This is a genomic window from Nonomuraea monospora, assembly GCF_039531895.1.
In the GTDB taxonomy this organism is placed as follows: Bacteria; Actinomycetota; Actinomycetes; order Streptosporangiales; family Streptosporangiaceae; genus Nonomuraea; species Nonomuraea monospora.
Genome location: NZ_BAAAQX010000044.1, coordinates 87,097 through 113,131, shown reverse-complemented (window position 1 = coordinate 113,131; position 26,035 = coordinate 87,097). Strand labels below are relative to the sequence as shown.

At 72.4% G+C, this 26,035-nt stretch carries 23 protein-coding genes; 15 read left to right on the top strand and 8 right to left on the bottom strand.

The features are described 5' to 3' along the window. From ABD331_RS51100 to ABD331_RS51090, 3 genes are all read left to right on the top strand, one after another. Nucleotides 1-3,090, top strand: a 3,090-nt coding sequence (locus ABD331_RS51100) for a DddA-like double-stranded DNA deaminase toxin (RefSeq protein WP_344493097.1), incomplete at its 5' end; no start/stop codon positions are given. Nucleotides 3,091-3,347: 257 nt separating this feature from the next. Next, complete coding sequence (locus ABD331_RS51095; protein WP_344493095.1) at nt 3,348-3,743, top strand: hypothetical protein; 396 nt, start codon at nt 3,348-3,350, stop codon at nt 3,741-3,743. Nucleotides 3,744-3,764: 21 nt separating this feature from the next. Next, on the top strand, nt 3,765-4,172 hold the full coding sequence (locus tag ABD331_RS51090) for a hypothetical protein (protein ID WP_344493093.1): 408 nt from the start codon (nt 3,765-3,767) through the stop codon (nt 4,170-4,172). A 109-nt stretch (nt 4,173-4,281) separates the two neighbouring features. On the opposite strand, the gene ABD331_RS51085 is transcribed toward ABD331_RS51090, so the two are convergent. The 3 genes from ABD331_RS51085 to ABD331_RS51075 form a co-directional block, all read right to left on the bottom strand. Next, nucleotides 4,282-5,685 (bottom strand): FAD-dependent monooxygenase, encoded by a 1,404-nt coding sequence (locus ABD331_RS51085; protein WP_344493091.1) that lies wholly within the window; start codon nt 5,683-5,685, stop codon nt 4,282-4,284. Between the two features lie 185 nt (nt 5,686-5,870). Further along, complete coding sequence (locus tag ABD331_RS51080) at nt 5,871-7,325, bottom strand: serine/threonine-protein kinase (RefSeq protein WP_344493089.1); 1,455 nt, start codon at nt 7,323-7,325, stop codon at nt 5,871-5,873. Nucleotides 7,326-7,502: 177 nt separating this feature from the next. Beyond that, complete coding sequence (locus ABD331_RS51075; protein WP_344493087.1) at nt 7,503-8,141, bottom strand: CGNR zinc finger domain-containing protein; 639 nt, start codon at nt 8,139-8,141, stop codon at nt 7,503-7,505. 62 nt (nt 8,142-8,203) lie between these two features. Between ABD331_RS51075 and ABD331_RS51070 the strand changes: the two genes are divergently transcribed. Both ABD331_RS51070 and ABD331_RS51065 read left to right on the top strand, forming a co-directional pair. Continuing rightward, entirely contained in the window at nt 8,204-9,007 is an 804-nt protein-coding gene (locus tag ABD331_RS51070; protein ID WP_344493085.1) for a metallophosphoesterase, read from the top strand. Continuing rightward, nucleotides 9,004-9,612: a LysE family translocator gene (locus ABD331_RS51065; protein WP_344493083.1), complete on the top strand. Its 609-nt coding sequence runs from the start codon at nt 9,004-9,006 to the stop codon at nt 9,610-9,612. The genes ABD331_RS51070 and ABD331_RS51065 overlap by 4 nt, the downstream gene beginning before the upstream one ends. A gap of 40 nt (nt 9,613-9,652) precedes the next feature. On the opposite strand, the gene ABD331_RS51060 is transcribed toward ABD331_RS51065, so the two are convergent. Next, nucleotides 9,653-11,026 (bottom strand): diacylglycerol/lipid kinase family protein, encoded by a 1,374-nt coding sequence (locus ABD331_RS51060; protein WP_344493081.1) that lies wholly within the window; start codon nt 11,024-11,026, stop codon nt 9,653-9,655. Between the two features lie 86 nt (nt 11,027-11,112). Here ABD331_RS51060 and ABD331_RS51055 point away from each other — a divergent pair, with 86 nt between their 5' ends. Beyond that, the gene (locus ABD331_RS51055; RefSeq protein ID WP_344493079.1) at nt 11,113-11,847 is read left to right on the top strand and encodes a phosphatase PAP2 family protein; all 735 of its coding nucleotides are present in this window, start codon (nt 11,113-11,115) and stop codon (nt 11,845-11,847) included. A 58-nt stretch (nt 11,848-11,905) separates the two neighbouring features. Here the strand turns inward: ABD331_RS51055 and ABD331_RS51050 are convergent, their stop codons facing one another. Then, nucleotides 11,906-12,451, bottom strand: a complete 546-nt coding sequence (locus ABD331_RS51050; protein WP_344493076.1) for an RICIN domain-containing protein — start codon at nt 12,449-12,451, stop codon at nt 11,906-11,908. Between the two features lie 950 nt (nt 12,452-13,401). Between ABD331_RS51050 and ABD331_RS51045 the strand changes: the two genes are divergently transcribed. After that, nucleotides 13,402-13,617 carry an ArsR/SmtB family transcription factor gene (locus ABD331_RS51045; protein ID WP_344493074.1) on the top strand — a complete coding sequence of 72 codons (216 nt, stop codon included), beginning with the start codon at nt 13,402-13,404 and terminating at the stop codon, nt 13,615-13,617. 24 nt (nt 13,618-13,641) lie between these two features. Here ABD331_RS51045 and ABD331_RS51040 read toward each other — a convergent pair whose 3' ends face one another. Beyond that, nucleotides 13,642-14,898 (bottom strand): MFS transporter, encoded by a 1,257-nt coding sequence (locus ABD331_RS51040; RefSeq protein ID WP_344493072.1) that lies wholly within the window; start codon nt 14,896-14,898, stop codon nt 13,642-13,644. Then, nucleotides 14,895-15,494: a TetR/AcrR family transcriptional regulator gene (locus ABD331_RS51035; RefSeq protein ID WP_344493070.1), complete on the bottom strand. Its 600-nt coding sequence runs from the start codon at nt 15,492-15,494 to the stop codon at nt 14,895-14,897. The genes ABD331_RS51040 and ABD331_RS51035 overlap by 4 nt, the downstream gene beginning before the upstream one ends. A 257-nt stretch (nt 15,495-15,751) precedes the next feature. Between ABD331_RS51035 and ABD331_RS51030 the strand changes: the two genes are divergently transcribed. Next, nucleotides 15,752-16,969: an FAD-dependent monooxygenase gene (locus ABD331_RS51030; protein ID WP_344493069.1), complete on the top strand. Its 1,218-nt coding sequence runs from the start codon at nt 15,752-15,754 to the stop codon at nt 16,967-16,969. Between the two features lie 18 nt (nt 16,970-16,987). Here ABD331_RS51030 and ABD331_RS51025 read toward each other — a convergent pair whose 3' ends face one another. After that, nucleotides 16,988-17,779 carry a phytanoyl-CoA dioxygenase family protein gene (locus tag ABD331_RS51025; RefSeq protein WP_344493067.1) on the bottom strand — a complete coding sequence of 264 codons (792 nt, stop codon included), beginning with the start codon at nt 17,777-17,779 and terminating at the stop codon, nt 16,988-16,990. Nucleotides 17,780-17,869: 90 nt separating this feature from the next. Here ABD331_RS51025 and ABD331_RS51020 point away from each other — a divergent pair, with 90 nt between their 5' ends. From ABD331_RS51020 to ABD331_RS50990, 7 genes are all read left to right on the top strand, one after another. Beyond that, a complete protein-coding gene (locus ABD331_RS51020; RefSeq protein WP_344493065.1) occupies nt 17,870-18,814 on the top strand; it encodes a helix-turn-helix domain-containing protein in 945 nt (314 codons plus the stop codon). After that, nucleotides 18,811-19,590: a VOC family protein gene (locus ABD331_RS51015; protein WP_344493063.1), complete on the top strand. Its 780-nt coding sequence runs from the start codon at nt 18,811-18,813 to the stop codon at nt 19,588-19,590. The genes ABD331_RS51020 and ABD331_RS51015 overlap by 4 nt, the downstream gene beginning before the upstream one ends. 28 nt (nt 19,591-19,618) lie before the next feature. Beyond that, complete coding sequence (locus ABD331_RS51010; RefSeq protein ID WP_344493061.1) at nt 19,619-20,689, top strand: NAD(P)-dependent alcohol dehydrogenase; 1,071 nt, start codon at nt 19,619-19,621, stop codon at nt 20,687-20,689. Nucleotides 20,690-20,770: 81 nt separating this feature from the next. Beyond that, nucleotides 20,771-21,127, top strand: coding sequence for an ArsR/SmtB family transcription factor (locus ABD331_RS51005; protein ID WP_344493059.1), 357 nt, complete (start codon nt 20,771-20,773; stop codon nt 21,125-21,127). Then, complete coding sequence (locus ABD331_RS51000) at nt 21,109-22,596, top strand: ABC transporter substrate-binding protein (protein ID WP_344493057.1); 1,488 nt, start codon at nt 21,109-21,111, stop codon at nt 22,594-22,596. The genes ABD331_RS51005 and ABD331_RS51000 overlap by 19 nt, the downstream gene beginning before the upstream one ends. 86 nt (nt 22,597-22,682) lie before the next feature. Continuing rightward, nucleotides 22,683-24,227, top strand: a complete 1,545-nt coding sequence (locus tag ABD331_RS50995) for an amidase (RefSeq protein WP_344493055.1) — start codon at nt 22,683-22,685, stop codon at nt 24,225-24,227. Continuing rightward, nucleotides 24,224-26,035, top strand: a complete 1,812-nt coding sequence (locus tag ABD331_RS50990) for a flavin monoamine oxidase family protein (RefSeq protein ID WP_344493053.1) — start codon at nt 24,224-24,226, stop codon at nt 26,033-26,035. The genes ABD331_RS50995 and ABD331_RS50990 overlap by 4 nt, the downstream gene beginning before the upstream one ends.

Sequence of the window (26,035 nt, the reverse complement as noted above, 5' to 3'; positions counted from 1 at the left end):
GCCGGGGCGGCCGGGAGGGCGGCGCCGGCGGCGGCGCGGGCGCACACGAAGTCGGACGAGGCGTGGGCGGCGGCGGCAGCGGCGGAGCTGGACGCGGACGCCGCGGCCGACGCGGAGGCGCACAACCGGGTGATGCAGCAGGTCGGCCCGGCGATCTCGGCCTGGCTGTCGCCCATCGACCAGATCGCGGCGGTGAACCAGAAGGCGTTCGCCGCGGTCGCCGCGGCTGATTCGGCGCGGGCGAACACGGAGGCCGCCGGGCGTGCCGCCGAGGCGGCGGGCCGTTACGCGGGGGAGGCGAGCACGGAGGCCAAGGCCGCGTTCGCCGCCGCCGCGCGGGCGGGTGCGAGCGCGGCGCGGGCGAAGCAGGCCACGGCGGAGACGGTGCGGCACGCGAACATCGCGCAGGAGGCGGCCGGTAAGGCGCGGGACGCGGCGACGCGGGCGGTGTCCTACGCGGAGCAGTCGGCCGCGGCGGCGGCGAGCGCCGCCGCGCACGCGGGCAACGCCGTCAACGCGGCGGAGCTGGCGACGCAGCATGCGGACAACGCCTACCGGGCGGCGGAGGATGCGCTGAACGCCGCCGAGACGGCGCAGACCGTCTACAAGTCGGCGCGTGAGGCGGACGCGCAGCGGCTGCGGGAGGAGCTGGAGCTGGAGTTGTCCTTCGCGCGGCACATCAGCGCGCAGGCCGCCGAGGCGCGGCTGGGGGAGGCGCACGGTTTCGACGTGCCGATGCGCGACTATCACACGCCGCAGATCGACGAGCTGATCGCCGAGGCCGCTGCCGCGCCGGCGTCCGACGCGGTGGCGGTGGGCAAGGCGCGGCAGGTGGCGCGGTTCTTCGCGACCGTGCCGGGCACGTGGACCAGCTCGGCGGCGGTGGACGCCCTCGGCGAGGACGACGGCGTGCTCGTCCTGGAGTTCGTCAAGCGCGGTCTGGCCGCGGCCGAGGAGCAGGACGACCGCACCACGCTGACCGGTCTCATGGTCACGAGCAGCCCGGCGATGAGGAGCGCGGCGCAGAGCGCGCTCGACGGCGGCTGGGACGACGTGGTGGAGTTCCTCGACGATCCGGAGTACCCGGAGCGGCCGGCCGAGCTGCGGGAGCGGATCGGGCGGATCCTGGCCGAAGCCCGTGGTGCGGGCAAGGCGGAGACGGAGCAGGCGGCGAACGCCGCGCTGCGTTCGGACGACGCGGAGGCGCTGGACAGGTTCCTGGACTCGACGTACAACACGGCGCACACGATCGACGTCCGTTCGAAGGTGGACGCGATCGCCGATGACGAGTCGCAGGGCACGGAGGTGCGCAACGGCGCCCAGGTGGCGCTGGCGGGGACGACGGCGATGCAGGTGGAGTTCCTGGAGGTGGGCCGGCATCAGGCGGCCGAGCGGGACCACGCGACCGCGACGCACAACTACGTCGCGACCTCTTTGATGATCGAGACGTCGCAGATCGCGCAGAGCGCGGTCGAGTTCGCGCGCACGGCGCAGGCGGCGGCGGCGCGGGCGCGTGGCGCGGCCGAGCAGGCGGTCGGTTACGCCAACGACGCCGGTGCGGCGGCCGGTCGGGCGCGGGAGTACGCGAGCGACGCCGTGGCGAGCGCCCGTGACGCGGCCGCTTCGGCGGAACGGGCGGCGCAGGCCGTCCGCACCGCCGCGGCGGCGACCCAGCAGGCGCAGCAGTCGGCGCGGAAGGCGTCGCTGTCGGCTCGTTGGGCGCGGGCCTCGGCCGTCTCGGCGGCGCAGGACGCGGCCAGTGCGTTCGCGGCCTATGACAGCGCGTACGCGGCGCAGATCCGGGCCGGGCAGAGCGCGTCGGAGGCGGCGCGCATCGCCGCGGAGGTGTTCGAGGAGTACCGGGAGGACGCGGAGGTGCGCCTGGGGGCGCTGAAGGCCACCTGGTACGGGCACTGCAAGTGGGGGCCGGAGGACGGCCTGCCGGGGTACAACGACTGCAACGCCTACGTCGAGGAGATCCTGAACGACCCGAAGGGGCCGTTGCACGATCCGGACGGGTACGCGCAGGAGCGCATCGAGCACTGCCGGAGCCAGTTCGTCGGCAAGGCCCAGGATGCCTGCATGTCGCTGGTGATGAGCCCGCTGTTCTACTTCGCGGCCAGGGGCATCGCCGATCGGGAGACCGAGACGCACCGGCTGGCCGAGGAGTACATGACGCTGTTCGGGCTGGACCTGCTGAACGCCGCCTCGCAGTACTCGGTCGTCGGCAAGTGCCGCAGCGCCGTGAAGGGCAGCCTCACGAAGGCCGCCAAGAAGTTCTCCGACTGCCTGACCGGGGTGCTGGAGCTGAGCGAGGACCCCGACTGGGACAAGTACGCCAGTCAGTGGCGGGGGACGTTCGTGGAGTCGCTCGTCCCGGAGGAGCTGCGGTTCGCCGAGTACAACTCGATCTGGGGGACGATGTACCTGAACGGGCATCTGTCGGACCGGACGATCCTGTCGGCGCTGTACGAGACGGATCTGGCGACGTCGCTGCTGCGGATCCTGCCGATCGGGTGCGTGCAACAGGGCGGGCAGTGCCCGTACGCGGGCACCGCGGAGCAGCTCAGGAACGTCAGCGCGTCCATCAAGCAGCAGAACAACCAGGGTTACATCGTCGACGCGTCCGGCCGGCCGCTGGACGCCAACGGGCTGCCGATCGCGAGCCTGCCGCCGGTGGACGATCTGCAGGCGTGGGCGCGGTACACGGTGGAGAGCGGGCTGCACGACGACCTGGCGGCGCTGGAGCACCGGCTGGGGCTGCTGTACCGGCAGGAGTTCGGGGTGCCGATGGCGCCTCCGGCGTGGCACCTGGAGACGCAGCTCGCCTATCGCGTCGCCACGCGGGAGGTGGCGTTGAAGGACAACACGCTGCGGCTGGTGATGAACAACCGGGGCGGCGTCTGCGACGCGGTGCCGATCACCGGCACGGGGCCCGACGGGCAGCGGCAGGCCGTGGCGGGCTGCGTTCAGGCCGTCAAGCTGCTGCTGCCGGCCGGCACGACGATGATCGTCTACTATCCCGACCCGGCTGACCCGGCGAAGCTGCTGGAGGTCACCGTGAAGGGCGTCGGCCGCTGGCTGGACTGAGCGCCGGCGCCGGGGGATCCCGTCCGATCGGGCGGGATCCCGCCGGGTAAAGGGCGCGTCAGCGGGCCCGGTCTCGCGGCACGGCCACCTCCCGCCTCCACGGCGGGGTGGGACGCGCGAAAGGGGCCACAGGTTCGCGTGCGATCAGGCAAGAAACCTTGGTCGGACGACACGGGGTGGCGAGCATCGCGGCGGCCCCCGCGAACTTACGTTTCGTTGTGGCTCCTATCCAGCCGCAACAAACAGGGGGATTCCTGATGCTTCGTCGTGCTCTCACGGGCTGCCTGACGCTCGCCGCCGGTCTGACCGTCATCGCGGCCCCGGCCGCTCATGCCGACATCCACACCGACTTCAAGGCCCCGTACGCGCGGGCCGCCGCGATCATCGACGCGGACGGCTCCCTCAACGAGGGCAAGAACGTCATCAAGGCCTGGCGGGCCGCCACCGGCCGGTACTGCGTGCAGCTCAGCCGCTACATCGACGCGCGCGAGTCGCTGATCCAGCTCACCCCGCGCCACGCCGTGCGCCTGCCGCACATCGCCTACCGTCACCCGTCGGCCACCTGCCGCCTGGACAACACCATCACCGTCCACGTCTACAGCACCAACACGGGGCGGCTCGCCGACAGCGGCTTCGACCTGCTGGTCTCCTAGCTCGGCCGAAAGGACACCGACATGAACACCATCCGGCGATTCGCCATCGGGGCCCTCGGCGCCGCCGCCGCCACGCTTCTGGCGCCGGTGGCCGCGTCCGCGGAGACCCCGTTCGCGCAGGCCTCCGCGAAGATCGAGGCCAACGGCTCGGTGGCGCACAGCAAGCACGTGGACGACGTGTGGCACCCGTCGCGCGGCCTCTACTGCGTCATCGTCAGCCATCTCGTCGACCTCGACGACGACGTGGCCGTGCACGTCACGCCCATCGGCCGGTACGACCATCCGCGCTCGCTGTCGGTGGAGCGCGGCGCCCGCGCCTGCGTCCGGCGTGACCTGCACCGCGGGGCGGCGGGGCGGACGTTCGCCGTGCACAGCCAGGCGGGCTCGCTGTGGGCCGCCGAGACCGCGTTCTACCTGACCGTCTCCTGACGCGGCGGCAGGCGTGGCCGCGCGCGCGACCCGCGCGCGGCCTGTCGGTGGCATACCGTCATGCCTGGCAGCCGTTCTTGCGGCGCTGGAGCGACGAGAGGCGGCGCCGTCAGCCGGCGGGCTCGCCGAACCAGCGGGACAGGTGAACGTCCAGGTCCCGCTGATCGTCGCCGATCCAGGCGACATGCCCGTCAGGACGTACCAGCACGCACGGGGCGTCCAGCTCGGCGGCGGGGTCCGCGAGGTGGTCGACCCGGTCCGACCAGCCGCCGGCGGTCAGCCGTTCGGTGCGGTCCAGCAGCAGGCCGCGGCCACGCCGCAGCAGGTCGTAGAGGCGGCCCTGCTTGACGTCGAGGTCGCGCAGGCGGCGGCCGAGCAGGTCGGGGCCTTCGCCGAAGTCGTAGCGGACGCCGATCGCGGTGATCTTCTCGACGAGGTGGCGGTTCACCTCCTCGAAGGCCATCAGCTCGGTGAGCAGCCTGCGCGCGGCCTGCGCGCCCGGTTCGGGTGACAGCAGCTCCACTTGGGCGCGGGTGTTGTCCAGGACGTCGGCGGCGACCGGATGACGTTCGGCGTGGTAAGTGTCGAGCAGTGTTTCCGGCGCCCAGCCGCGGACCTGCGCGGCCAGCTTCCAGCCGAGGTTGACCGCGTCCTGGACGCCGAGGTTGAGGCCCTGCCCGCCGATGGGGGGATGGATGTGCGCCGCGTCGCCGGCCAGCAGCACCCGCCCGGCCCGGTAACGCTCGGCCAGCCGGGTGGCGTCGCCGAAACGGGACATCCAGCGCGGGGAGTGCACGCCGAAGTCGGTTCCGGCGACGGCGCGCAACCGCCGCCGGAACTCCTCGATGGTGGGCGGCTCGTCGCTGACGCCCTCGGCCGGGACCAGGACGCTGTACCTGCCGCCGCCGAAGGGCCGCAGCCAGAACCGCTGATGGGGCACGGTCACCTGAGCCTCCGGGGGCACCCCCACCTCCATCTCGCCCATCAGTGTGTCGTTGCGTGAGGGCTCGCCGGGAAAGCCGACGCCGAGCAGCTTGCGCACCGTGCTGTGCGCGCCGTCGCAGCCGACGAGATAGCGCGAACGCAGCTTCTCGCCGCCGGCCAGCTCGACGGTCACCCCCTCGTCGTCCTGCTCGAAGCCGGTGACCGCGCGACCGCGCCGCACCTGCGCGCCCAGCTCGGCCGCGTGGTCGGCGAGCAGCTGTTCGATGACGGGCTGCGGGATGCCCAGCATGAAGTCGTACGCCGAGTCCAGGCCCTCGGGCACGGGCGCGGGAATGGCGGCGAACAGGCCGCCGGCCGGACGCCGCCTGCCCTGCTGGAGGAGGCGGTCCAGCAGGCCGCGCATCGCCATCAGCTCCAGGCTGCGCAGGTGCAGGCTGACGATGCGGACGAACGAGGCGGGCTCGGTCTCCTTCTCCAGGACGAGGACCCGCACGTCGTGCAGCCGCAGCTCGGCGGCCAGCATCGCGCCGGTCGGCCCGCACCCGGCGATGATCACGTCGAAGTTCATCGGTGTTGCCTTTCGGGAGTGCCTTGTCGGGTCAGGCGCTCCCGGCGACACCTACGTCGATCGCCCGGCCGCGACGGCGAGGCGGAGCACCCACAGCTCTGCAGCGTTCATGGGTCTCACCTCCTCGGGCGGTGTCACGGCCGACTGCAACCTACAAGCCCGGGGATCATCGCGTCCATTCCTTTTCAGGAGGAGCCTTCGATGGGGACGCCCAGGTAGCGGCCGAGGCCCAGCAGGTTGAGGTCCGCCCTGTCGGCTTCGGGCAGCCCGCGGAAGGTGGCGAAGAACTGCAGCGACTCGCCCGCGTCGATCGCGTTGGCATAGCTGGCCCAGTACGTGCACGAGCAGACGCCGTCCTCGGTGTCCGGGTGGGGCGACTTGTCCGAGCCGTCCGGCCGGATCGTGATCCCGTGGACGTCCCAGGATTCGCCGCCGCCCAGCAGGTGGGCCAGGTCGGCCTTGTCGCCGGGCGCGCCGAAGTTCTCGACCGTCCACTCCAGGCGCGTCTCGTCGAACTCGCGCGTCAGCTTGTCGATCGAGACGTGGACGGGGATCCGCCGCCCGTTGGCGTTCTCGACGTAGGTGTCGCGGGCGGCCAGGCCGGTGGTGGTGTGGACGTGCGCGGGCGCCGGCCCGGCGGTGGTGGCCTGAGCCGTCGGGGACGTACCTCCCGAAGCGCCCGAAGTGCGTGCGCTGTTCGACTGCAGCAGCACCGTGGCCGTGGCGGCCGAGACCAGCAGCGCGGCGGCGATCGCCGCCGCCGGGCGCGCCCACCGCCACCGCGTCTCCCGCGCGGCCCTGCGCTCCGGCTGCTCCCAGGACTGGTTGACCAGGTTCGTGGCCGCGGCCACGTTGATCGACTCGCGGCCGAGCAGGCGGTCGAGAAGCTGCTGCGACGTCGGCCGCCGGGCCGGGTCCTTGGCCAGCGCCTGCTCCACCAGCGGGTACAGCCTGCCGTCCAGGTTGCTCAGGTCCGGCGCGTAGTGCACCACCCGGTACAGCACCTCGGGCGGGCCGCCCACGCCGAACGGCGGCCTGCCGGTCGCCGCGTACACGACCACGCCGCCCCACGCGAACACGTCACTGGCCGCCGTGACCGGCTCGCCGCCGGCCTGCTCGGGCGACATGTACGCGGGCGTGCCCACGATGGACGCCGACTTGGTCGCGTCCGGCGTCATGAACTGGGCGATGCCGAAGTCGATGACCCGGGGGCCGATGGAGCTGAGCAGGATGTTGGCGGGCTTGAGGTCGCGGTGTACGACCCCGGCCTGGTGGATCGCGACGAGCGCGGTGGCCACGCCGACGGCCAGGGCCTCCAGGTTCGCGCCCGACATGGGGGCGCCGTCGCGGATCGCGGTGGCCAGGTCGGGGCCGTCGACGTACTCGGTGACGATGTAGGCGCTGTGCCCGTCGAGGCCCGCGTCCAGGACGGGGGCGGTGCAGAAGCGGGCCACGCGGCGCGCCGCCTCCACCTCCCTGGTGAAGCGGCGCTCGAAACCGTCGTCGGTGCCGGGGTTCAGGACCTTGAGCGCCACGGGTGGCGAGTCTCCGAGGCGTGCCAGGTACACGGTGCCCATCCCGCCTTGGCCGAGGCGTTTGATGATGGTGTACGGGCCGATGCGTCGGGTTTCGTCACTCACGTGTCGATTGTGATCAAGGTTGCTTGCGTTCTGGTATCAGGACGCTTACTTCCCGTACGGACTGTCCAGGGACACGCCCTCCTCGAGGATGACCACCCCCCGCCAGGGCCGGCACGCCCAAGAACGCCGGCACTCGCGAAACGCCGCCCCGCATCCTGCCTCCCAGGTGATGCCCCATCAGTGATCGTGACCGCCCGCGGTGTTCGTGGCGTGGTGGCGCTGGTAGTGGCGGGCGGCCCGGGCGCGGTTGGCGCACGACGGCTTGCACCACTCCTGCCGCCCGTGGCTCTTGACGAAGTAGCGCACGCAGCGCGGCGCGTTGCAGGAGCGCAACTGCTCACGCTGCGGGCCGCTCAGGAAGTCGATGGCCGCCCGCGCCAGCGCCGCGATCAGCCGCACGCCCGCATCGCGCTCCTGCGACGACACTCCCGCCCGGGGCGTTTCGCCCTCGGGCCAGTCGAGCCGCGGCACGACGGCCTCACGGGCCGCCGCCGCGTTCAGCAGCGCCAGCGCCTGCCCGGCGGGCATCAGCCGGTGGGCGTCGGCGCGGCTGGGCGGCGCGGGGCTGACCGCCCGCGCGAACAGTGCCCGCACGGCCTGGCGCAACTCGACGATCTCGCTCCTGAGCTGCTCGCTCACCGTGAGCGCCGCGATGTCGACGTGATCGCCCAGCAGCTCGGCCTGCTGGTGGATCCAGCGGGCCGTGCCGGGCACGGTCGCCAGGTCGTCGGCGACGCCGCCGTCGCCGTCGTGCCGGATCGTGCTCGCCAGTTCCAGGGCCGGCCAGCGCTCCACCCGTACCTCCCGGTTGCTCACGTTTCCCTGCATACCTTATGGTCCTAACGCTAAATCAAATTTAAGCGTTAGGAGGCCATCTGATGGCGTTGCTGCTGGCCCAGATCAGCGACCTGCACCTCGACGGCACCGACCGGGCGACCCGCCGCGCCACCCGGGTCATGGACCACCTGCGCGCGCTGCCCCGCCCGGTGGACGCGCTGCTCGTCACCGGCGACATCGCCGACCACGGTGAGGAGTCCGAGTACGAGCAGGCCGCCGAGATCCTGGCCGCGCCCTTCCCCGTGCTCACCTGCCCGGGCAACCACGACGCCCGCCCCGCCTACCGCAAGGCGCTGCTGCCTGTGCTGTCCGGCTCCGTCAACCAGGCGCACCACACCGCCGGCCCGGCCGATCAGCCGCACCACATCGACGGCCCCGTCAACCAGGCGCACCACGTCGCCGGGACCGCCATCCTGATGTGCGACTCCACCATCCCCGGCCGCGACGAAGGCCTCCTCGCCCCCGAAACCCTCACCTGGCTGCACACCACCCTCGACGCCCTCCCCCCTGACACACCCGCCCTGATCGCCTTCCACCAGCCGCCCGTCGAGCTCCACCACCCCCTGCCCGACTCCGCCCGGCTGCAGCAGCCCGGCTCCCTGGCCGCGCTGCTCGACGCCCACCCGCAGGTCGTGGCCGTGCTCACCGGCCACGCGCACACCGCCGCCGCCTCCACCTTCGCCGGCCGCCCCCTGATCGTCGGACCGGCCGTCACCTGGACCCTGCGCCTGCCCTGGGAGGGCGACCGGCCCGCCGACCGCGAACAGCCGCCCGGCCTCGCCTTCCACCTCCTGGACGACGACCGCCGCCTCACCACGCACTACCGCGTCGTGCTCCCGGCATGATCCACCCGTACGCGGTCGCCGGGTTCCTGCTGGCGATCCTGCCCCTCATCGCCACCCCGGGCGCCAGCCTCACCCTGCTGATCCAGCACGTCACCACGGGTGGCCGCCGCCGGGCCGTCCCCGTCATCCTCGGCACCGTCACCGGCCTGTACGCGCACGCCACCCTCGCCGCCGCCGGCCTGTCGGCGCTCGTCATGCACTCCAGCCAGGCCTTCACCGCCGTCAAGCTCCTCGGCGCGGCCTACCTCGTCGGCCTCGGCCTGTGGACCTGGCGCTCCACCACCCTGCCACCCCCCACGGACCAGCCGGAACGCCCCGGCTCGGGCTACACCCAGGCCGTGCTCGCCAACGTACTCAACCCCAAGGCCGCCTCCATCTACCTGACTCTGGTCCCGCAGTTCGTCCAGTCCGGCGATCCTCTCGGCGGCCAGATCCTCACCCTGGCCACCGCCCACGCCCTGCTGATGGTGGTGTGGCTGCTGACCTGGACGGCCCTGCTCCACCAGGGAGCGAACCTCGTCCGCAAAGCCCGCTTCAAGCGCGCGATCGGGAGGGTGACGGCGGTGGTGCTGGTCGTCCTGGGCGTCCGGGCCGCCGCCACGTAGGCGTCAGCGAGGCTTCTTCACCCGGTTGAAGGCGCGACGGTCAGACGGCCGTCCGGTGCGTCCGCCGCCGCTCCGTCCTCCTCGGCGGGAACGCCAGCCCCCACAGCGTCCGCCACCGCACCGGCAGGTGTTCCCTGTGCACCCGCCCCACGCTCGCGCTCGGCGTCCTGACGCGCAGCGCGCCCGGCCGCACCAGGCACCGCACCGGCGTGGGCAGCATCAGCGCCTCACCGTCCACGCCGACCGGCACCTCCGGCGCGTCGGCGTCCACGATCACCTCCCGCGCGGTGAACGAGGTGAGCGCCGCCGACCTGCGCCCCCACACCAGCCCCGCCGCCTTCAGCGCCGTGTCCGCCGTGATGCCCAGCACGCCCAGAACCCCCGAGTCCAGCCGGAGCCGCCGCCCGAAACCGCCGCCGCTGCCCGCCAGGTAGGGGTTGTTGCTGACCAGCACCGCCTGCGGCGCCTCGATGACGACCTCGCCCGCCCGCGCCACCAGCCGCGGGCCGCTGCGGTGCGTGAGCAGTTCGGGCAGCAGGTCCAGCGTCGTGTGCAGCTTGGTGTCCCGGTAGGCGGGGCTCTGCACGATCGCCGCGTACGCCCCGAACGAGGCGTTGTTGACGAACGTGCGGCCGGCCACCGACCCCAGGTCGATGCTGATCTCGACGCCGTCGTCGAGCGCGCGCAGCGACGTGCTCGGATCGTCGCGGTCCAGGCCGAGGTCCATCGCGAGGTGGTTGCGCGTACCCGCGGGGATGACCATGAACGGCACGTCGTGCTCGGCCGCGACGGCCGCCACCAGCGCCTGGGTGCCGTCGCCGCCGGCGACGCCCAGCAGGTCCGCGCCCCTGGCCACCGCGGCGCGGGCCAGCTCGGCGACGTCCTGGGGCCGGTCGGGGTCCAGCACCTGGACCTCCGCCCCCAGCGTGCTCGCCTTGGCCACCAGCCCGAACCTGTCCACCTTCCCGCCGCCCGAGCGCGGGTTCATGATCAGGTACGGCCGCTTCGGCGGTTCCACCACCCGGCCCTTCAACCGGGCGGGGGAGGCCCCCATCGCCAGCGCCACCCGTCCGACGGCCGCCGCCAGCAGCAGCAGCCCGGCCGAGACGATCATCGGCCACAGCGCGCCCACCATCGCGCTCCTGACCACCGCGCCCAGCGGCGCCAGCACCGCCACCGTCCCGGCGAGCACGCGGACCAGCCCCCGGTGCGTGAGCGCGATCCACACCGCTGCCGCGGCCACTGCCAGCGCGCCGAGCCCCAGGGCGAGCAGCGTGATGCTGTGGAAGCCCGCCGCCGTGAGCATGATCGGCACGACGGCTGCCGCGAGGGCAAGGGCGAGGCGCGCCGTCCACGCCTGCGCGTGGTCGAACCGGCTCGCCGGGATCTTCTCGCTGCCATCGGGACGTCCCATGCCCCGATGTCACCGTCACCACGTCCTGTCGCGCTTCACCCGCCGGAGGTGAAGCGCGACGCGCCCCGGCAGGCACGATCGAGCACGTGAGACTTCTCGAACGCTTCGACGCCCGGGACAAATGGGCCTTCGAGCGGATCGCCCGCGCCCACCTCCCCTACCTGGACGCGATCCTCCCCTCCCTGACGTCGGCCGCCGACAAGGCGGCGCTGTGGTGGCTCGTCACCGGCGGCCTGCTCATGACCGGGCGGCCGGACCTGCAACGGGCGGCGCTGCGCGGCGTGCTGGCCATCTCACTGGCCAGCCCCACGGCCAACCTGCTCGCCAAGCAGGCCTTCCGCCGGCAGCGGCCGGTGCCGCACGTCATCCCGGCGATCCGCCGCCGCCGCATCCCCACGTCGTCGTCCTTCCCCTCCGGGCACAGCGCCTCGGCCGTCGCCTTCGCCGTGGCGGTCGCCGCGCACGCACCCCTGCCGGTCTCCGCCCCGGTCGCGGTGCTGGCCGCCGGGGTGGCCTTCTCCCGCGTGTACGTCGGCGCGCACTACCCGGGGGACGTGGCCGTCGGCATGGCGATCGGGCTCGCCTGCGGGTGGGGGGCGAACCGGCTGCGGCGGCGGGCGGTGTGGGAACTGGTCAAACCGAGGTGGGAGGTGCTCAAGCCGGACGGCATGGACACCGGGCCCGCCAGCCTGCCCGCCGACTCGCGCGCTGGCCCCTCCGCCGACCCGTCCGGGCGCACCGCCGCCCGCCCGGTTCCGTGGACCGGTGCCGTCCGGCCCGATTCGGTACGGGTGACACGGCGCGACGCGGACGCCGTCTGAACGACAGGGCGGGCAGGACGGGCCGCCGGCGCATCCCGCCCGCCATTCGAGCTACGGCTCAGAACCACTTCTGGTAGTCGCCGGTATTACCCGGGGAAAGGTAAACCGACCCCTCCCAGTTGCTGTCCAGCTTGTGCCCCGACTGGTATTGCCCGATCTGGCCGTTGGCGTACATCTTCCACCACTGGTAACCGCCGTTATTGCAGCTGAGGGTGTACACCCGGCCGGTGGCCGAGGTGCCGTCCAGGCACTCCTGGCTCCACAGGTTTCTGAGGGACTTGAAATCACCTCCGCCGATCCACGTCCAGGTCTGGCTGGTGCCGCCGTGGCACGGAGCGGTGAAGACGTGGCCCGTCGCGCCGCCGTACGCCTGCTCCAGGCACCGGTGCGTGGCCAGGTTCCTGAGCTGGACGGACTGGGCCGTGACATCCGCCGGCTCCGCCGTGAAGCCGGACAGCGTCCCGGCGCCCGGCGCGGCGGCGGTGCCGAGCAGGGCGGTGGCGGTGGGTGCGGCGGTGGCGGGCGCGGACGCCAGCCCGGTGCCGACGGCCGCGGTGGCCACGACGGACATGCTGATCAGTGCGGTGCGGATTCGTTGACGCATGCTCACAACAACCTTTCTCGGTAATTGCCGGAGAACGGCCTGATCACTGTCGCAGGAAGAAATGGCGCGCCGCGAGGCTTGTAAGTTCTGGCTTAATCGGGCCGTTCAGAGCGTTGTGAAACTGCTTGGGGGGCGGATGCACAGAATTCATTTCACGGCCGGCGACCTGGCGCGGGTGCGGGTCGCGCCCACGCTGGGCCCCATGGCCGAAACCCTGTTCAGCCTGTACGCGTTGCGCGGCCGGGCCGAGGAGGCGGTGTTCGGCGCCTGGCGCCGCAGGGTGCGCGGCCGTCTCGGCCCGCGGTTCGCCGTCCTGGGCGGCATCGTCCCCGCGCGGCTGCCGAGCTTCGACCTGGCGCTGCTCGCCGGGCCGGGCGGCGACCTGGAGGAGAGCGCCGAGACGTTCCTGGCCAAGCCGGCGCAGGCCGTCCGGGCGGAGCTGGACTTCTACGCCGGCCACCACGGCCGGGTGCCGGCCGCGCTGGCCGGGCTGGTGGACACGTTGGCCGCCCGCCGGGAGGTGCTGTCCACGCTGAAGGCGTACCATCATGCGGCCGTCGGCTCGCACTGGACGCGCATCCGCGGGCACCTCGACGCCGAGCGCGCGCAGCGCGGCGCCGTCCTGCTCGATCGCGGGGTCGACGGCCTGCTGTCCAGCCTGCACCCGAGCGTCCGCTGGTCGCCGCCGACCCTCTACGTCGACGCCGGCGAGCAGTTCGACGACGACTTCGTCCTCGACGGGCGGGGGTTGCTGCTGGTGGCGTCGTTCTTCCACCGCATGCCGGGGGTGATGTACGAGCTGGGGGACCGGGCGACCTGCATCCTGATCTACCCGGCGGTGGTCGGCGCCGAGCACGCCGCGGGCGTCTGGGCGGGCGGGCAGCCGGAGGGCGCTGGCCAACCTGCTCGGACGGACCCGCGCGTCCGTCCTGACCGCCATCGCGGACGGTGTGAGCAGCACCGGCGCCCTGGCGCGGCGCGTGGGAACGTCCTCAGCGGCCATAAGCCAGCACACCGCGGTGCTGCGCCAGGCGGGTCTGATCACCACCCGGCGGCACCGCAGCCACGTCCTGCACCATCCCACCCAGACCGGACTGACGCTCCTGAATAAAACTTACTTTGTAAAGGCGGTCGGTTTAGACAATCAATCTCAAAATCACCAATAACGGCACGGGCTTCGCCCGTACGCCTCATCCAAGAACAGGACCGGCCGGCTCCGCGGGCTGGGCTTCGGGCTCGCGGGCGGCGGTGAGGGTGGCGCGGCCGGAGGGCAGGCGGGTGGCGATCGCGATGACGACGATGGCGGTGAGCCCGGCGGTGATGAGCAGGGCCTGCACGCTGACCACGTCCGCCAGCGGCCCGAACACGGCCATGCCGACAGGGGTGGCCAGCGCCATCACGATGCCGACATAGCTGAACATGCGCCCGTGCATGGCCGGTTCGACGGTCTTCTGGATGAGGGTCATGAACGGGGTCGAGAACGGCGGCACCAGCAGCCCGAACACGAACATGAAGGCGTAGAAGACCCACAGGTTGCCGCTCAGCCCGAGTGCCACGGTGGTCAGGCCGAAGCCGTAGACGGCGACGAGGATGAGGCCGATGGGGCTGCGTTTGGTTAGCACGGTGGACATGAGGATGCCGCCGAGCATCATGCCGAGGCTGAAGGCGATCTCGAGTGCGGCGAGCATCCAGGCTTGGCTGCCGAAGGTGCGGGCGACCATGAGCGGGGTGACGAAGGAGGGTGCGACGGTGAGCAGGAAGATGATGGCGTACACGATGAGGAGCCAGCGGACGACGGGGTGGGCGCGGACGTAGCGCATGCCTTCGGTGAGGTCCTGCCGGTAGGTGGGGCGGGTTTCGGTGGTGCGTTGCAGGGTGGGGACGGTGACGAGGGCGAGGAGCCCGATGCCGAGGACGGCGGTGATGACGTCGAGGAAGAAGACGGGGGCGAGGCCGTAGGCGGCGAAGATGGCGCCGGCGGCGGCGGGGGCGAGCAGGGCCATCGCTGATTGGATGGTCTGGAAGAGGCCGTTGACGCGCATGAGTTGGTCGGCGGGTGCGATCTGGGGGATCATCGCTTGCACGGCGGGTGTCTGGACTCCGGCGCCGAGGGAGCGGACGGCTACGGCGAGCAGGACGATCCACAGGTCGGTGACGCCGTTGGCCATGAGGAGGGCGAGGGCGAGGGTGGCTGCGGCGATGGCGGCGTCGGCGGTGATGACGAGGGTGCGGCGGTTCATGCGGTCGGCGAGTACTCCGCCGAAGATGGACACGATTCCTTGGGGGAGGAAGGCGGCGACGGCGTAGAGCGCTACGGCGAGTCCGGAGCGGGTTTGCAGGGTCACCCACCACATGACCGCGTATTGGGCGATCATGGAGCCGAGCAGTGACACGGTCTGCCCGGTCAGGAAGAGGGCGACGTTGCGTCGCCAGTGGGTGGGGGTCATCTGGTCTTTCTCCGCTCGGGGTGGTGGGGTGCGGCGCCGTGGAGGAAGAGGTCGACGACGTCCTGGGGGCGTTGACGGCATGGGGTTGGGCGTTCCTGTGGGGGCAGGGCTGCGGCGGCGAGTTCCATGAAGGCCGTGGCGAGGAAGCCGGGGTCGGCCTGGCGTAGTTGTCCGGTTTCGATCGCGTGTTTCATGAGGTCGGTGACGGGGGCGATCAGGGCTTGCTGGTAGGCGTGGCAGATGTCGGCGCGGGTGGTGTCGTCCATGTGGCGGGTGGCGTCGTAGACGCGGTTGCCGAGGGTGGAGTTGAAGGTGCCTTGGGCGTGGGCGTCGGCGAGTGCGAGGAGGTGGTCGTGCAGGGTGTCGCCGGTGTTGAGGGCGGTTCGCAAGGCGGTGCTGGTTTGTTGGATGTAGTGGTGGGCGACGGTGGTGAACAGGGCTGTTTTTCCGCCGGGGAAGTGGTGGTAGAGGCTGGCTTTTTTGACGTTCACGGTAGTGGCGATCTCTTCGAGGGAGACGCCGAGGTAGCCGCGTTCGGTGAGGAGCCGGGCGAATTCGTCGCGGGCGCGGGTGCGGGTGTCGCCCTGTGGGGTCACGTTCGTTCGGGTCCTGTCGGTGGGGTTGGTGGGGTGGGAGCCTACCTACCAATAGGTAGGGCGGCAAGTTCCGTGCGCTGATCTGGCACGCACTCAGGTGGTGGTGCTGGATCGGTTGCTGGGTGACAGGCGGGCGGCGGCTCTCGCGGGGTGGTGCCGGGTCCGGGAACATTTGTTCAAGCCGCCACCCCGTCCGGGCGGCGACACTCTGCCCATGACTGTTTCCCACCTCCTCCCGATGACTTAGGACGTCTCTCATGCGGATTCTCGTCTCCGGTGCCAGTGTGGCCGGGCCGGTGCTGGCGTACTGGCTCGTCAGGCACGGTTTCTCCGTGACCGTCGTGGAGCGTGCGCCGGCGTTGCGCAAGACCGGTGGTCACGCGGTCGATCTGTTCCGGCCCGCGGTGGACATCTCGGAGCGGATGGGGGTGCTGGCGCGTGTCGAGGAGCGGGCGACCGGGACGAGCCGGTTGAGCGTCCATCGGGAGGGTTCGCGGCGTCCTGTCCGGGCCGACCTCGGCAAGATCTTCAGTGCCACTTCCGCGCGGCATGTGGAGATCATGCGGGACGATCTGAGCGAGATCTACCATGACGCGGCCCGTGACGACGTCGAGTGGGTTTTCGGCGACTCCATCACCTCCATCTCGCCTGGCGGGGAGGTGCGGTTCGAGAAGGCCGGGCCGCGTCGTTTCGATCTGGTCGTCGGGGCGGACGGGCTGCATTCCAACGTGCGGCGTCTCGTGTTCGGTGAGGAGTCAGCCTTCAGCACGTTCATCGGCGCCTACCTGGGCGTGCTGAGCCTGCCCGGGGTGTCCGGTCTTGATGGTGAGTTGCGCATTCACGTTGGGGTGGGCCGCACGGCCGGCATGTACGGGGCGCGGCATCTCGGCGATGCGCGGGTGTTGTTCCTGTTCCGCAGTGAACAGCTCGACTACCACCACCGTGACGTGGCGCGGCAGAAGGAGTTGCTGCGTGGCGCGTTCATGGGCATGGATCCGGAGGTGGAGCGCTGGCTGGAGGGGCTGGACGGCACTGGGGCGTTCTACTTCGACTCGATCAGCCAGCTCCATTTGGACACGTGGTCGCGCGGCCGGGTGACGCTGGTCGGCGACGCGGGTTACTGCCCTGGCCCGGCGGTCGGGGGCAGCACGAGTCTGGCCGTGGTGGGCGCGTACGTTCTGGCGGGGGAGCTGGCGCGGGCGGGCGGGGACCATGAGCTGGCGTTTCCCGCCTATGAGCGGGCGATGGCGGAGCATGTGCGGGGCAGCCGCGCGGTCGCGGTGAGCGCGGCGCGCACCTTGATTCCGGCGTCCCGGCTCGGGGTGTGGGGGCTGGCTCAGGGCGCCCGGCTGATCTCCGCTCTGCCCGCGGGGCCCAGCCGGGCGCTGACCCGCCTGGCCAGCAGGACCGCGCGTCTGCACGATTCCATGGTGGTCGATGAGTACCCGCCGCGGCGGCAGGGCGTGTCCAGGTGAGCGGGAGCTGTGGGCCGGTTACGCCCAGGGGCGGGGGAAGGCGGGGCCGTCCAGCCGGTCGCCGGCGGCGAGGCCGAGGGGGTCGGTGACGGGGTGCGCGTCGCCGCTGTGGCGGGTGGCCTCGTCCATGTAGATGGTGACGTGTGCGAGGCGTGCCTGGCCGGTGCGGTTGGGCAGCGCCATGTGGCCGGTGTAGCCGCTGTGGAAGGTGCAGTCGCCGGCGCGCAGCGGCACGGTGACGCGGGGGGTCCAGCGCAGGGACGGGTCGGCGGCGAACAGGTCGTCCTCGTCGTGCAGGTCCTGGGGGCGCAGGCCGGTGCGGTGCTGGGTGCCGGGCAGGAAGGTCATGCAGCCTCGTTCCGGCGGGACGTCGACCAGGGCGATCCACGCCGACAGCGGTAGCCGGTCGCCTGTGTGCGGCCAGTAGGGGCGGTCCTGGTGGAATTCGGTGGCGGCGTTGTTGTGCGGCTCCTTGACCAGGAGCTGGTCGTGCCAGATGCGCAGCGGGAATCCGGCGAGTTGTTCGGCGATGCGGCCGAGCCGCGGGTCGAGGGTGAGCTCGCTGAGTGTCTCGTCGTGCTGCCAGACGTTGACGAGCTGGCTGAAGACGCCCTGCTTTTCCAGGCTTTCGGCGCGGTGCGCCGCCAGGAAGGCTTCGGCGCCGGCTCGGAAGCGCTGGATCTGGTCGGGTGTGAGTACTCCTCTGACTCGGACGAAACCGTGTTCGCGGTACGCCGCCACGAGCTCCTGGGGTACTTGGCCGTCGGCGTGGACGTCGCTGCCGGGCTGTTCTGACGTGCTCGTTTCCATCTCTGACCTCCGTGTGTGATACCGAAAGTGTCGTCGTGCGGTGCCGCCGGGAGCTAGGCCGATTCCGGCGGGTGGTCGTACGATTGCGACATGCCTGCCACGCTGCACGAGCACGCGCTGTTCGCCGGTGGCCCGGTGATGGGCGGCGTCCACCGTCTGGAGGCGGGCGTGGAGTCGCATGCCCATGACTTCCTGGAGATCGCGGTGATCGGGCCGGGCCGTGGCCGGCACGTGACCAGTCAGGGGGAGCATCCGGTGCGGCAGGGGCAGGTCATCGTGTTGCGTCCCGGCGCCTGGCACGGGTTTGCCGGCTGTGAGGACCTGGTGGTGGCGAACTGCTGTCTGTCGGCGCAGGCGTTGCGGGGTGAGCTGGCGCCGCTGTACGACCTGGCGATGCCGCGCCGAATGTTGTGGACGGATCCGGTGGCTTCCGGCAGGCACGGGGTGTCGGTCATCGCTGTCGATCCGGCCGCGGCGCGGGAGGCGATCGCGGAGATCGGGCTGCTGGAAGGTGATCTGCGGGCCGATCGGGGCAGGCCGGGCCGGGTGCTGGGCCGGCTGGTGACCGTGCTGGGCATTCTGGCCGACGGGCGGGCCGCCGAGCGGGGGGAGCCGGGGCCGGTCGTCCACCCGGCTGTCGCCGCGACCGTGGCCCGGCTGGAGGCGGCGCCCGCGCATTCCTGGCGGCTGGAGGAGCTGGCGCGGGCGGTGAACCTGGATCCCGCTTATCTCGGGCGGTTGTTCAGGCGGTACGTCGGGCTGACGCCGCTGGATTTCCTGGCGCGGTTGCGGGCTGAGCGCGCGGCCACGCTCCTGGCGCATTCGGCGCTGCCTGCCGCGCGGGTGGGGGCGGCCGTCGGGTGGGACGATCCGACGTACTTCGCCCGTCGTTTCCGCGCGTTGGTGGGGCTGACGCCCACCGAGTACCGGCGGCGCAGCCGATCAGCGGCCCCCGCCCGGCAGCCGGCCGGGAAGAATGATCAAATGTCTGCCACACTGGACGAGGTCGCCCACCCCGCGAAAGGTGCTTCATGACCGCATACGCCCTCGATCACGTGGCTCTCGCGGTGCGAGACTGGGCCCAGGCGGGGCCGGTGCTCGCCGGCCGGTACGCGGGCCGCTGGGACAGCGGCTTCAGGCAGCCGGTCTTCAGCCCCGCCCAGCTCGAGTACGCCGACGGCATGCGGATCGAGCTGCTGGAGCCGGGCGCGGAGCCGTCGTCGTTCGTGCGTCGTTTCCTCGACGCCAGGCAGGCGGCGGCCCGGCCGCATCACATCACCTTCAAGGTGGGCGACATCCGGGCGACGCTCGACCGGGCGCGGGAGTGCGGGTTCGAGCCGATCCAGGTGAACCTGGAGTCGGAGATGTGGAAGGAGGCGTTCCTGCACCCGAAGGCGACGGGGCTGGGCTTCCTGGTGCAGGTGGCGCAGGCGGCGGGGACGCCGGCGGACCTGGGCGGCGACCTGCCGGGCCTGCACCGGACCCCTCCGTGGCCGGCGCCTGCGGGTGCGGCTGCCGCGCTGCCCGCCGTCGCCGGCCGGGTGGCGGACCTGGAGACGGCCGGGCGGGTGCTGCGTGAGGTGCTGGGCGGCATCGAGACGCCGCTGGAGGCCGGCACCTCCTCCTGGGCGTGGCCGCAGGGGGCCGACCTCGTCCTGTCCGCCGCCGGGGAGCCGGGCCTGGAGCTGCTGGCCTTCCGCGGTGACGGGGCGACGTCCTGGAAGCTCGACGAGCTGCTGTCGGCGGCGGGCAGCGAGCCCGTCGTCCCGGAGCTGGGCATCAGGACCGTCGATCTGGGGCGCGCCGACTGACCTGTCGACAGTATGAAAGCGGTCATCCATGAGAATTCAGGCAGCCGTTCTGCGTGACACCGCGAAGCCGTTCGCCGTCGAGGACGTCCATCTGCACGATCCGGGCCCCGGTGAGGCGCTGGTGCGGGTGGCCGGCGCGGGGTTGTGTCACACCGATGTGGTCTTCCGCGCGTTCCCGCAGCTCCCGATGCCGATGATCTTCGGGCATGAGGGGTCGGGGGTGGTCGAGGCGGTCGGGCCGGGGACGAGCAGGGTCAAGCCGGGTGATCATGTGGTCATGAGTTTCGACTCGTGCGGCTGGTGCGTCCAGTGCGTGACGGGCGCGCCGGCGTACTGCGCGGAGTTCATGACCCGCAACCTGTCCGGCACGCGGGTGGACGGCAGCAGCGGCGCCACCGACCTGGCCGGGGCGCCGGTGGCGGCCCGCTGGTTCGGCCAGTCGTCGCTGGCCACGCACGCCGTGGCCACCGAGCGGAACCTGGTCGTGGTGGATCCGTCGCTGCCGCTCGATCTGCTCGGGCCGCTGGGCTGCGGGTTGCAGACGGGCGCGGGCGCCGTGCTGAACTCCTTGCCGGTACGGCCTGGCGACGGCGTGGCGGTGTTCGGCGCCGGGGCGGTGGGCCTGGCGGCGGTGATGGCGGCCAGGGTCGCGGGCGCGTCCGACATCGTCGCGGTGGACCTGCACGCCTCCCGCCGTGACCTGGCGCTGGAGCTGGGCGCCACCCGCGCGCTGGACGGGGCGGACCCGGAGCTGGCGGCGCAGGTCGGGCAGGTGGAGCACTCCTTCGACACGACGGGGGTGAGCGCCGTGATGGCGACGGCCGTGAGCGTCCTGAAGGTGGGCGGGACCTGCGGGCTGGTCGGGGCGGGCGGCGGCGACCTCACGCTCAGCCCGCTGGCGCTGGCCGGCCGGGGTGTCCGCTACATCTTCGAGGGCGACGCGGTGCCGCAGCGGTTCATTCCGCGGCTGATCGCGCTGTGGCAGCAGGGCCGTTTCCCGTTCGAGCGGCTGATCCGCACGTACCCGCTGGCCGACGTGGACGCGGCCGAGCGTGACTCCGCCGCGGGCGGCACGGTCAAGCCCGTTCTGCTGCCGTGAGCGGGCCGGCTTGCCGGGTCCTGTGGCGGCGATCTACCATCATGTCGATGATTCGACAAGTGTCGTCACGACGGGAACGAGATGGCTGACCCCGAGGATCTCGCGTTCGAGGCGCTGGCCGACGGCACCCGCCGCCGGATCCTGCGCCTGCTGTCCGAGCGAGGTGAGTGCACCGCCTCCGAGATCGCCGAGGCCGTCACGAACGTGGGGCGTACCACGGTGTCGAGTCACCTGCGCGTGCTGCGGGTGGCCAACCTCGTGGACGAGCGCCGCGACGGCCGTTTCCGCCGTTACTCCATCGCCAGGAAACCCGCCGAGGACATGGTGGATTTCCTGCGGGGCCTGTATCAGGGCTCGCTGGCCGCGCTCAGGGACAGGGCGGAGCATGCTGCTCCGCCCGAGCGGAGCGAGGCGGCGAAGTGGGCGGAATCTTCCTGAGTGAGGAGACCCGCGTCAATGCTCCCCCTGGGGAGGTGTTCGCCCTCTTCGGGCAGGACGCGGGCGCGGGGTGGTTGTTCGACGCGGCCTTCGACGCGCTGCGGCCGGGCGCCGTGGTGCGTTTCCGCATCCCCTGGCCCGCCGGTTCCGGCGGTGACGGCGCGCCGGCCGGGTGCGGCGGCGACGGGACGCTGGAGGCCACGGGCAGGATCGTCTCCGTGCGGCCGGGCAGCCGCATGGTGCTGGCCCACGAGACGCCCTGGCGCGGCCGGGTGGTGTGCACCCTGACCCCTGACGGGGGCGGCACCAGGGTCAGGGTCGTGGCCGAGATCGACGACAGCGGCATCGCGTGGCTGCTGGCCAGGAGCGGCCACGAGCCGCCGGGCCCGGCCGCCGAGCCGGGCTCGCATCCGGTCGGGCTGCTGGTCAGCCTGTCGGGCTCGGCCAGTGTGTTCGCCGCGGCGAGCGAGAACCTGGCCCGCATGGCCGTGGAGGAGGCGAACGCCGACGGCGGCGTGTGCGGCGGCCCGCTGCGGCTGGTCGTGGCGGACGACGCCACCGACGCGCGGGTGGGGGCCAGGCGGATGCGCTGGCTGGTGAGGGCGGGCTGCCGGGCGGTGTTCACGAACGTCACCTCGGCCACGTTCGCCGCCATCGAGCCGATCGCCCGCGCGGCGGGCGTCCTGCTGATCTACACGCCGGTGAACGAGGGCGGGCGCGGCGGGCACGGGCTGCTGCGGCTGGGGGAGCGGCCGGCGGGGCAGTTGTCGCTGGCGGTGCCGTACCTGATGCGTGACAGCGGCGGGCGGCGCTGGTTCCTGGCGGGCAACGACTACGTGTGGCCGAGGGCCAGCAACCGGCAGGCGCGGCGGATCATCGGCGCGGCCGGCGGCGAGGTGGCCGGGGAGCGGTACGCGGCGATCGGGACCCGTCGTTTCGAGCCGCTGGTGGAGGAGATCGAGCGGTCGCGGGCCGATCTGGTCGTGTCCACGTTCGTGGGCGCGGACGAGGCGCTGTTCGAGCGGGCCTGCCACGCGGCGGGGCTGCGCGCGCGGGTGCGGACGCTCTCGCTGGCGCTGGACGAGGCGACCCGCGAGCATGCGGGGGACGCGGCGGGAGCGGGCCTCTACACCGCGTTCGGCTACTACCAGCAGTTGCCCATCGCGGCCAACCGCGCGTTCCTGGCCCGTTACCGCGAGCGTTACGGGCCGGTGGCGCCGCCGGTGTCGAGCATCAGCGAGTCGGTGTACGAGGCGGTGCACCTGTACGCGGCGGCGGCGCGCGGGATCAGGGGCGGCGGTGAGCCGGCCGAGATCGGCCGTGCGCTGCCGGGCAGCACGCTGCGGGGGCCGAGGGGCCGAATCAGGGTGGCCGGGCACGATCGCCTGGAGCAGGACCTGCACCTGGTACGCGCGGTTCCGGGCGGGTTCGCGCACGAGGCTACGGCCGAACCCAAACCCCGCCCCTAATAAGTCAATATGTCGCCACTCATTGACATGTGTGGAGCGTTCCCCATAGCGTCCCCGGCAGTCGAACCGACCGCCAGGAGCACCGCATGCGCGCTCAGCCCCCCACTCCTGCCGACCTCGCCGCCCTCTCCGCCCGCTACGGCTTCGGCCTCACCGGCGAGGACCTGGCCGCCTACCACGAGCTGACCACCGAGACCTTCGAGTCCTGCGCCGCCGTGGAACGCCAGTGGGCCGCCCGCGACCAGCCCGCCGGCCAGCCCGCCGACCGAATCGCCGGCCGGGACCCGGGCCTCCGCCCGCAGGACGACCGCCTGGGCGCCTGGCAGCGGCGCACCTCGATCAAGGGCGCCCCCGAGGGGCCGCTGGCCGGGCGCACGGTCGCCGTCAAGGACAACGTGTGCGTGGCCGGCGTGCCGATGTCGGGCGGCTCGGCCGCGCTGGACGGCTTCGTGCCCGCGCGGGACGCCACGGTCGTCACCCGGCTGCTCGAAGCCGGCGCCGAGATCACCGGCACGTCGGTCTGCGAGGACCTGTGCCTGTCCGGCGGCAGCCACACCTCCGCGGCCGGACCCGTACGCAACCCGCACGACCTGACCCGCAGCGCCGGCGGCTCCTCATCCGGCAGCGCCGCCCTCCTGGCCGCCGGCGAGGTGGACCTGGCGATCGGCGGCGACCAGGGCGGATCCGTGCGCATCCCGGCCGCCTGGTGCGGCGTCGTGGGGCTGAAGCCCACGTACGGGCTCGTGCCGTGCACCGGGTCGGTGCCGATCGAGCCCAGCGTCGACCACCTCGGCCCCATGGCCCGCACCGTGGCCGGCGTGGCGGACCTGCTGACGGTCATCGCCGGCCCCGACGGCAGCGACCCGCGCCAGGACCCGCGCACCACGGTGCCCGACTACCGCCTGGCCCTCGGCGGCGGCGCGGGCGAGCTGCGGGTGGGGCTGCTCGCCGAGGGTTTCGGCCTGCCGGGACGCAGCGACCCCGCCGTGGACGCCACCGTACGGGGCCTCGTCCGGCGGCTGGACGCCGACGTGCGCGACGTCAGCGTCCCCGGGCACCGCGACGCGCCCCACCTCTGGACCGTCATCGTCGTCGCGGGCGCCGCCACGCAGCTCATCGACCTGGCCGGCGGCGGCGTCGCCGGCTGCGACCCCGAGCTGGCGGCGGCCCTGCACCGGGGCCGCCGCGAGCACGCCGGGCGGCTGTCGGCCACCGTCAAGCTGGTCACGCTGCTGGGCGCCCACCTGATCCACACCAGCGGCGGCGCGCACTACGCGATGGCCCGGCGGCTCGCCGCCCGGCTCACCGCCGCCTACGACGCCGCCCTGGCCGGGGTGGACGTGCTCGCGCTGCCCACCCTGCCCATGACCGCCACCCCGCTGCCCGCCCCCGCGGCGCCGCCGCGTGAGCAGGTCGCCCGCGCGCTGGAGATGATCCCCAACACCTGCCCGTTCGACGTCACCGGGCATCCGGCGATCAGCGTGCCCGCGGGGCTGTCCGGCGGGCTGCCGGTGGGCCTGATGCTGGTCGGCCGCCACGGTGACGAGGCCACCCTGCTGCGCGCCGCCGCCGCCTGCGAGCGGCTGTCCGGCGGCGCTCCCGCCATCACCACCACAGGAGGTACCCGATGATCCCGTCCCGGCCCCGCTCCATCCGCACCACGCAGGCGGTCGACCGGCTGCCCGACTTCCCCTTCGACTACGGCCAGTACCTCGCGCCCGACGGGAGCGGGCAGCGCAAGTTCATCGGCACGCTGCCGCAGGGCGCGCAGGGCAGGCCCGTCGCCGTCATCGGCGCCGGCGCCGCCGGGCTGTGCGCCGCCTACGAGCTGATGCGGATCGGCCTGCGGCCGGTCGTCTTCGAGGCCGACAAGGACGCCTCGGGCCGGCCGCGCATCGGCGGACGCATGCACACCCTGTCCCTGAACCCGGCCGACCCGGCCAAGGCGGAGATGGGGTGCATGCGCTTCCCCAGCTCGGCCGTCACCCAGCACCAGTACGCCGAGCAGTTCGGCCTGACCTACCAGCTGTTCCCCGACCCGTTCACCGAGGACGCCGTCGGCCTGACCACGGTCGACATCGACGGCAAGCAGTACGCCGCCGCGAACATCGATGACTTCCAGCGGCGTTTCCCCGTGTTCGCCCAGATCAGCCAGGCCTGGAACGAGGCGCTGGAGCAGGTCGGCTTCACCGACCTGGCCAAGGCCATCGAGAGCGGCGACACCGCGGCCGTCAAACGGCTGTGGAACCCGCTCGTGCGCCGCTACGACAGCACCAGCTTCTACGAGTTCCTCGTCGAGAGCGGCACCATGACGCGCGAGCAGATCCGCGTCTTCGGGCTGGTCGGCTTCGGCACGGGCGGCTGGGACTCCTTCTACGACATCTCCTGGCTGGAGATGCTGCGCATGCTCGTCACCGGCATGGACGCCGACCAGCTCCTGCTGGTGGAGGGTTCGAGCGCGTTCGCCCAGGGGTTCTGGACGCACGCCCCCGACGACATCCGCTACTGGAACAAGGGCACCACCCTGGCCGCCCTGCACGGCGGTGGCCCGCCGCGGGGCCGGGTGACCGCGATGGAGGGCAGCCGCGTGCAGCCGGGCTGGATCGACCTCACGCTGGAGGGCGGCGGCACGGAGACCTTCCAGGCCGTCCTGCTGACCCCGCAGCTGCACGCCGTGGAGACGCAGATCGCGCTGCCGCGCAACTTCCCGCCCACCTCCGGCCAGATCCCCGTGTTCGGCGACCGGCTGTGGAACTCCATCCACAAGACCAGCTACTGGCAGTCGGCCAAGACCTTCTCCCTGATGCCGGCCCCGTTCTGGAAGAACGGCGCGAACGAGTACCGGATGGGGGTGACGCTCTCCGACAGCCTGCCCCGCGCCGCCTACGTCTTCGACTACGGCCAGTACGGCCCCGTGCCGCCCGGCCGCAACGCCGCCGCGATCGCGCTCAGCTACACCTGGGCCGAGGACGCGATGAAGGTCAGCGCCTCCGACCTCGCCGAACGCGTGACCCTCTACAACCGGGAGCTGGCCAGGATCCACCCCAGCCTCTCCCACGCCATCTGGTCGAACTGCCGGCCGGACAACTCGGTGACCATCTCCTGGGAGAACGAGCCCCACTTCCGCGGCCTGTGCAAGTTCAACCGGCCCGGCCAGTACGAGCTGCAGTGGAACCTGTTCGCCCACTTCATGAAGAACAAGGTCACCGGGGAGCCGGCCAACAACCTGTTCCTGGCGGGCGACGACATCTCCTGGTCGGCCGGCTGGGTCAACCACGCCCTGCAGTCGGGGCTGAACGCCGCCTGGGGGATCGCCAAGCTCGTCTTCGGCGCCGACACCAGGGCCAACCCGGGCCCCGGCGACCTGTGGGACGAGTTCGCCCCGCTGCCGCCCGCCGAGCTGCACAGAAGACCACGCAACCACGACACCAGGAAATAA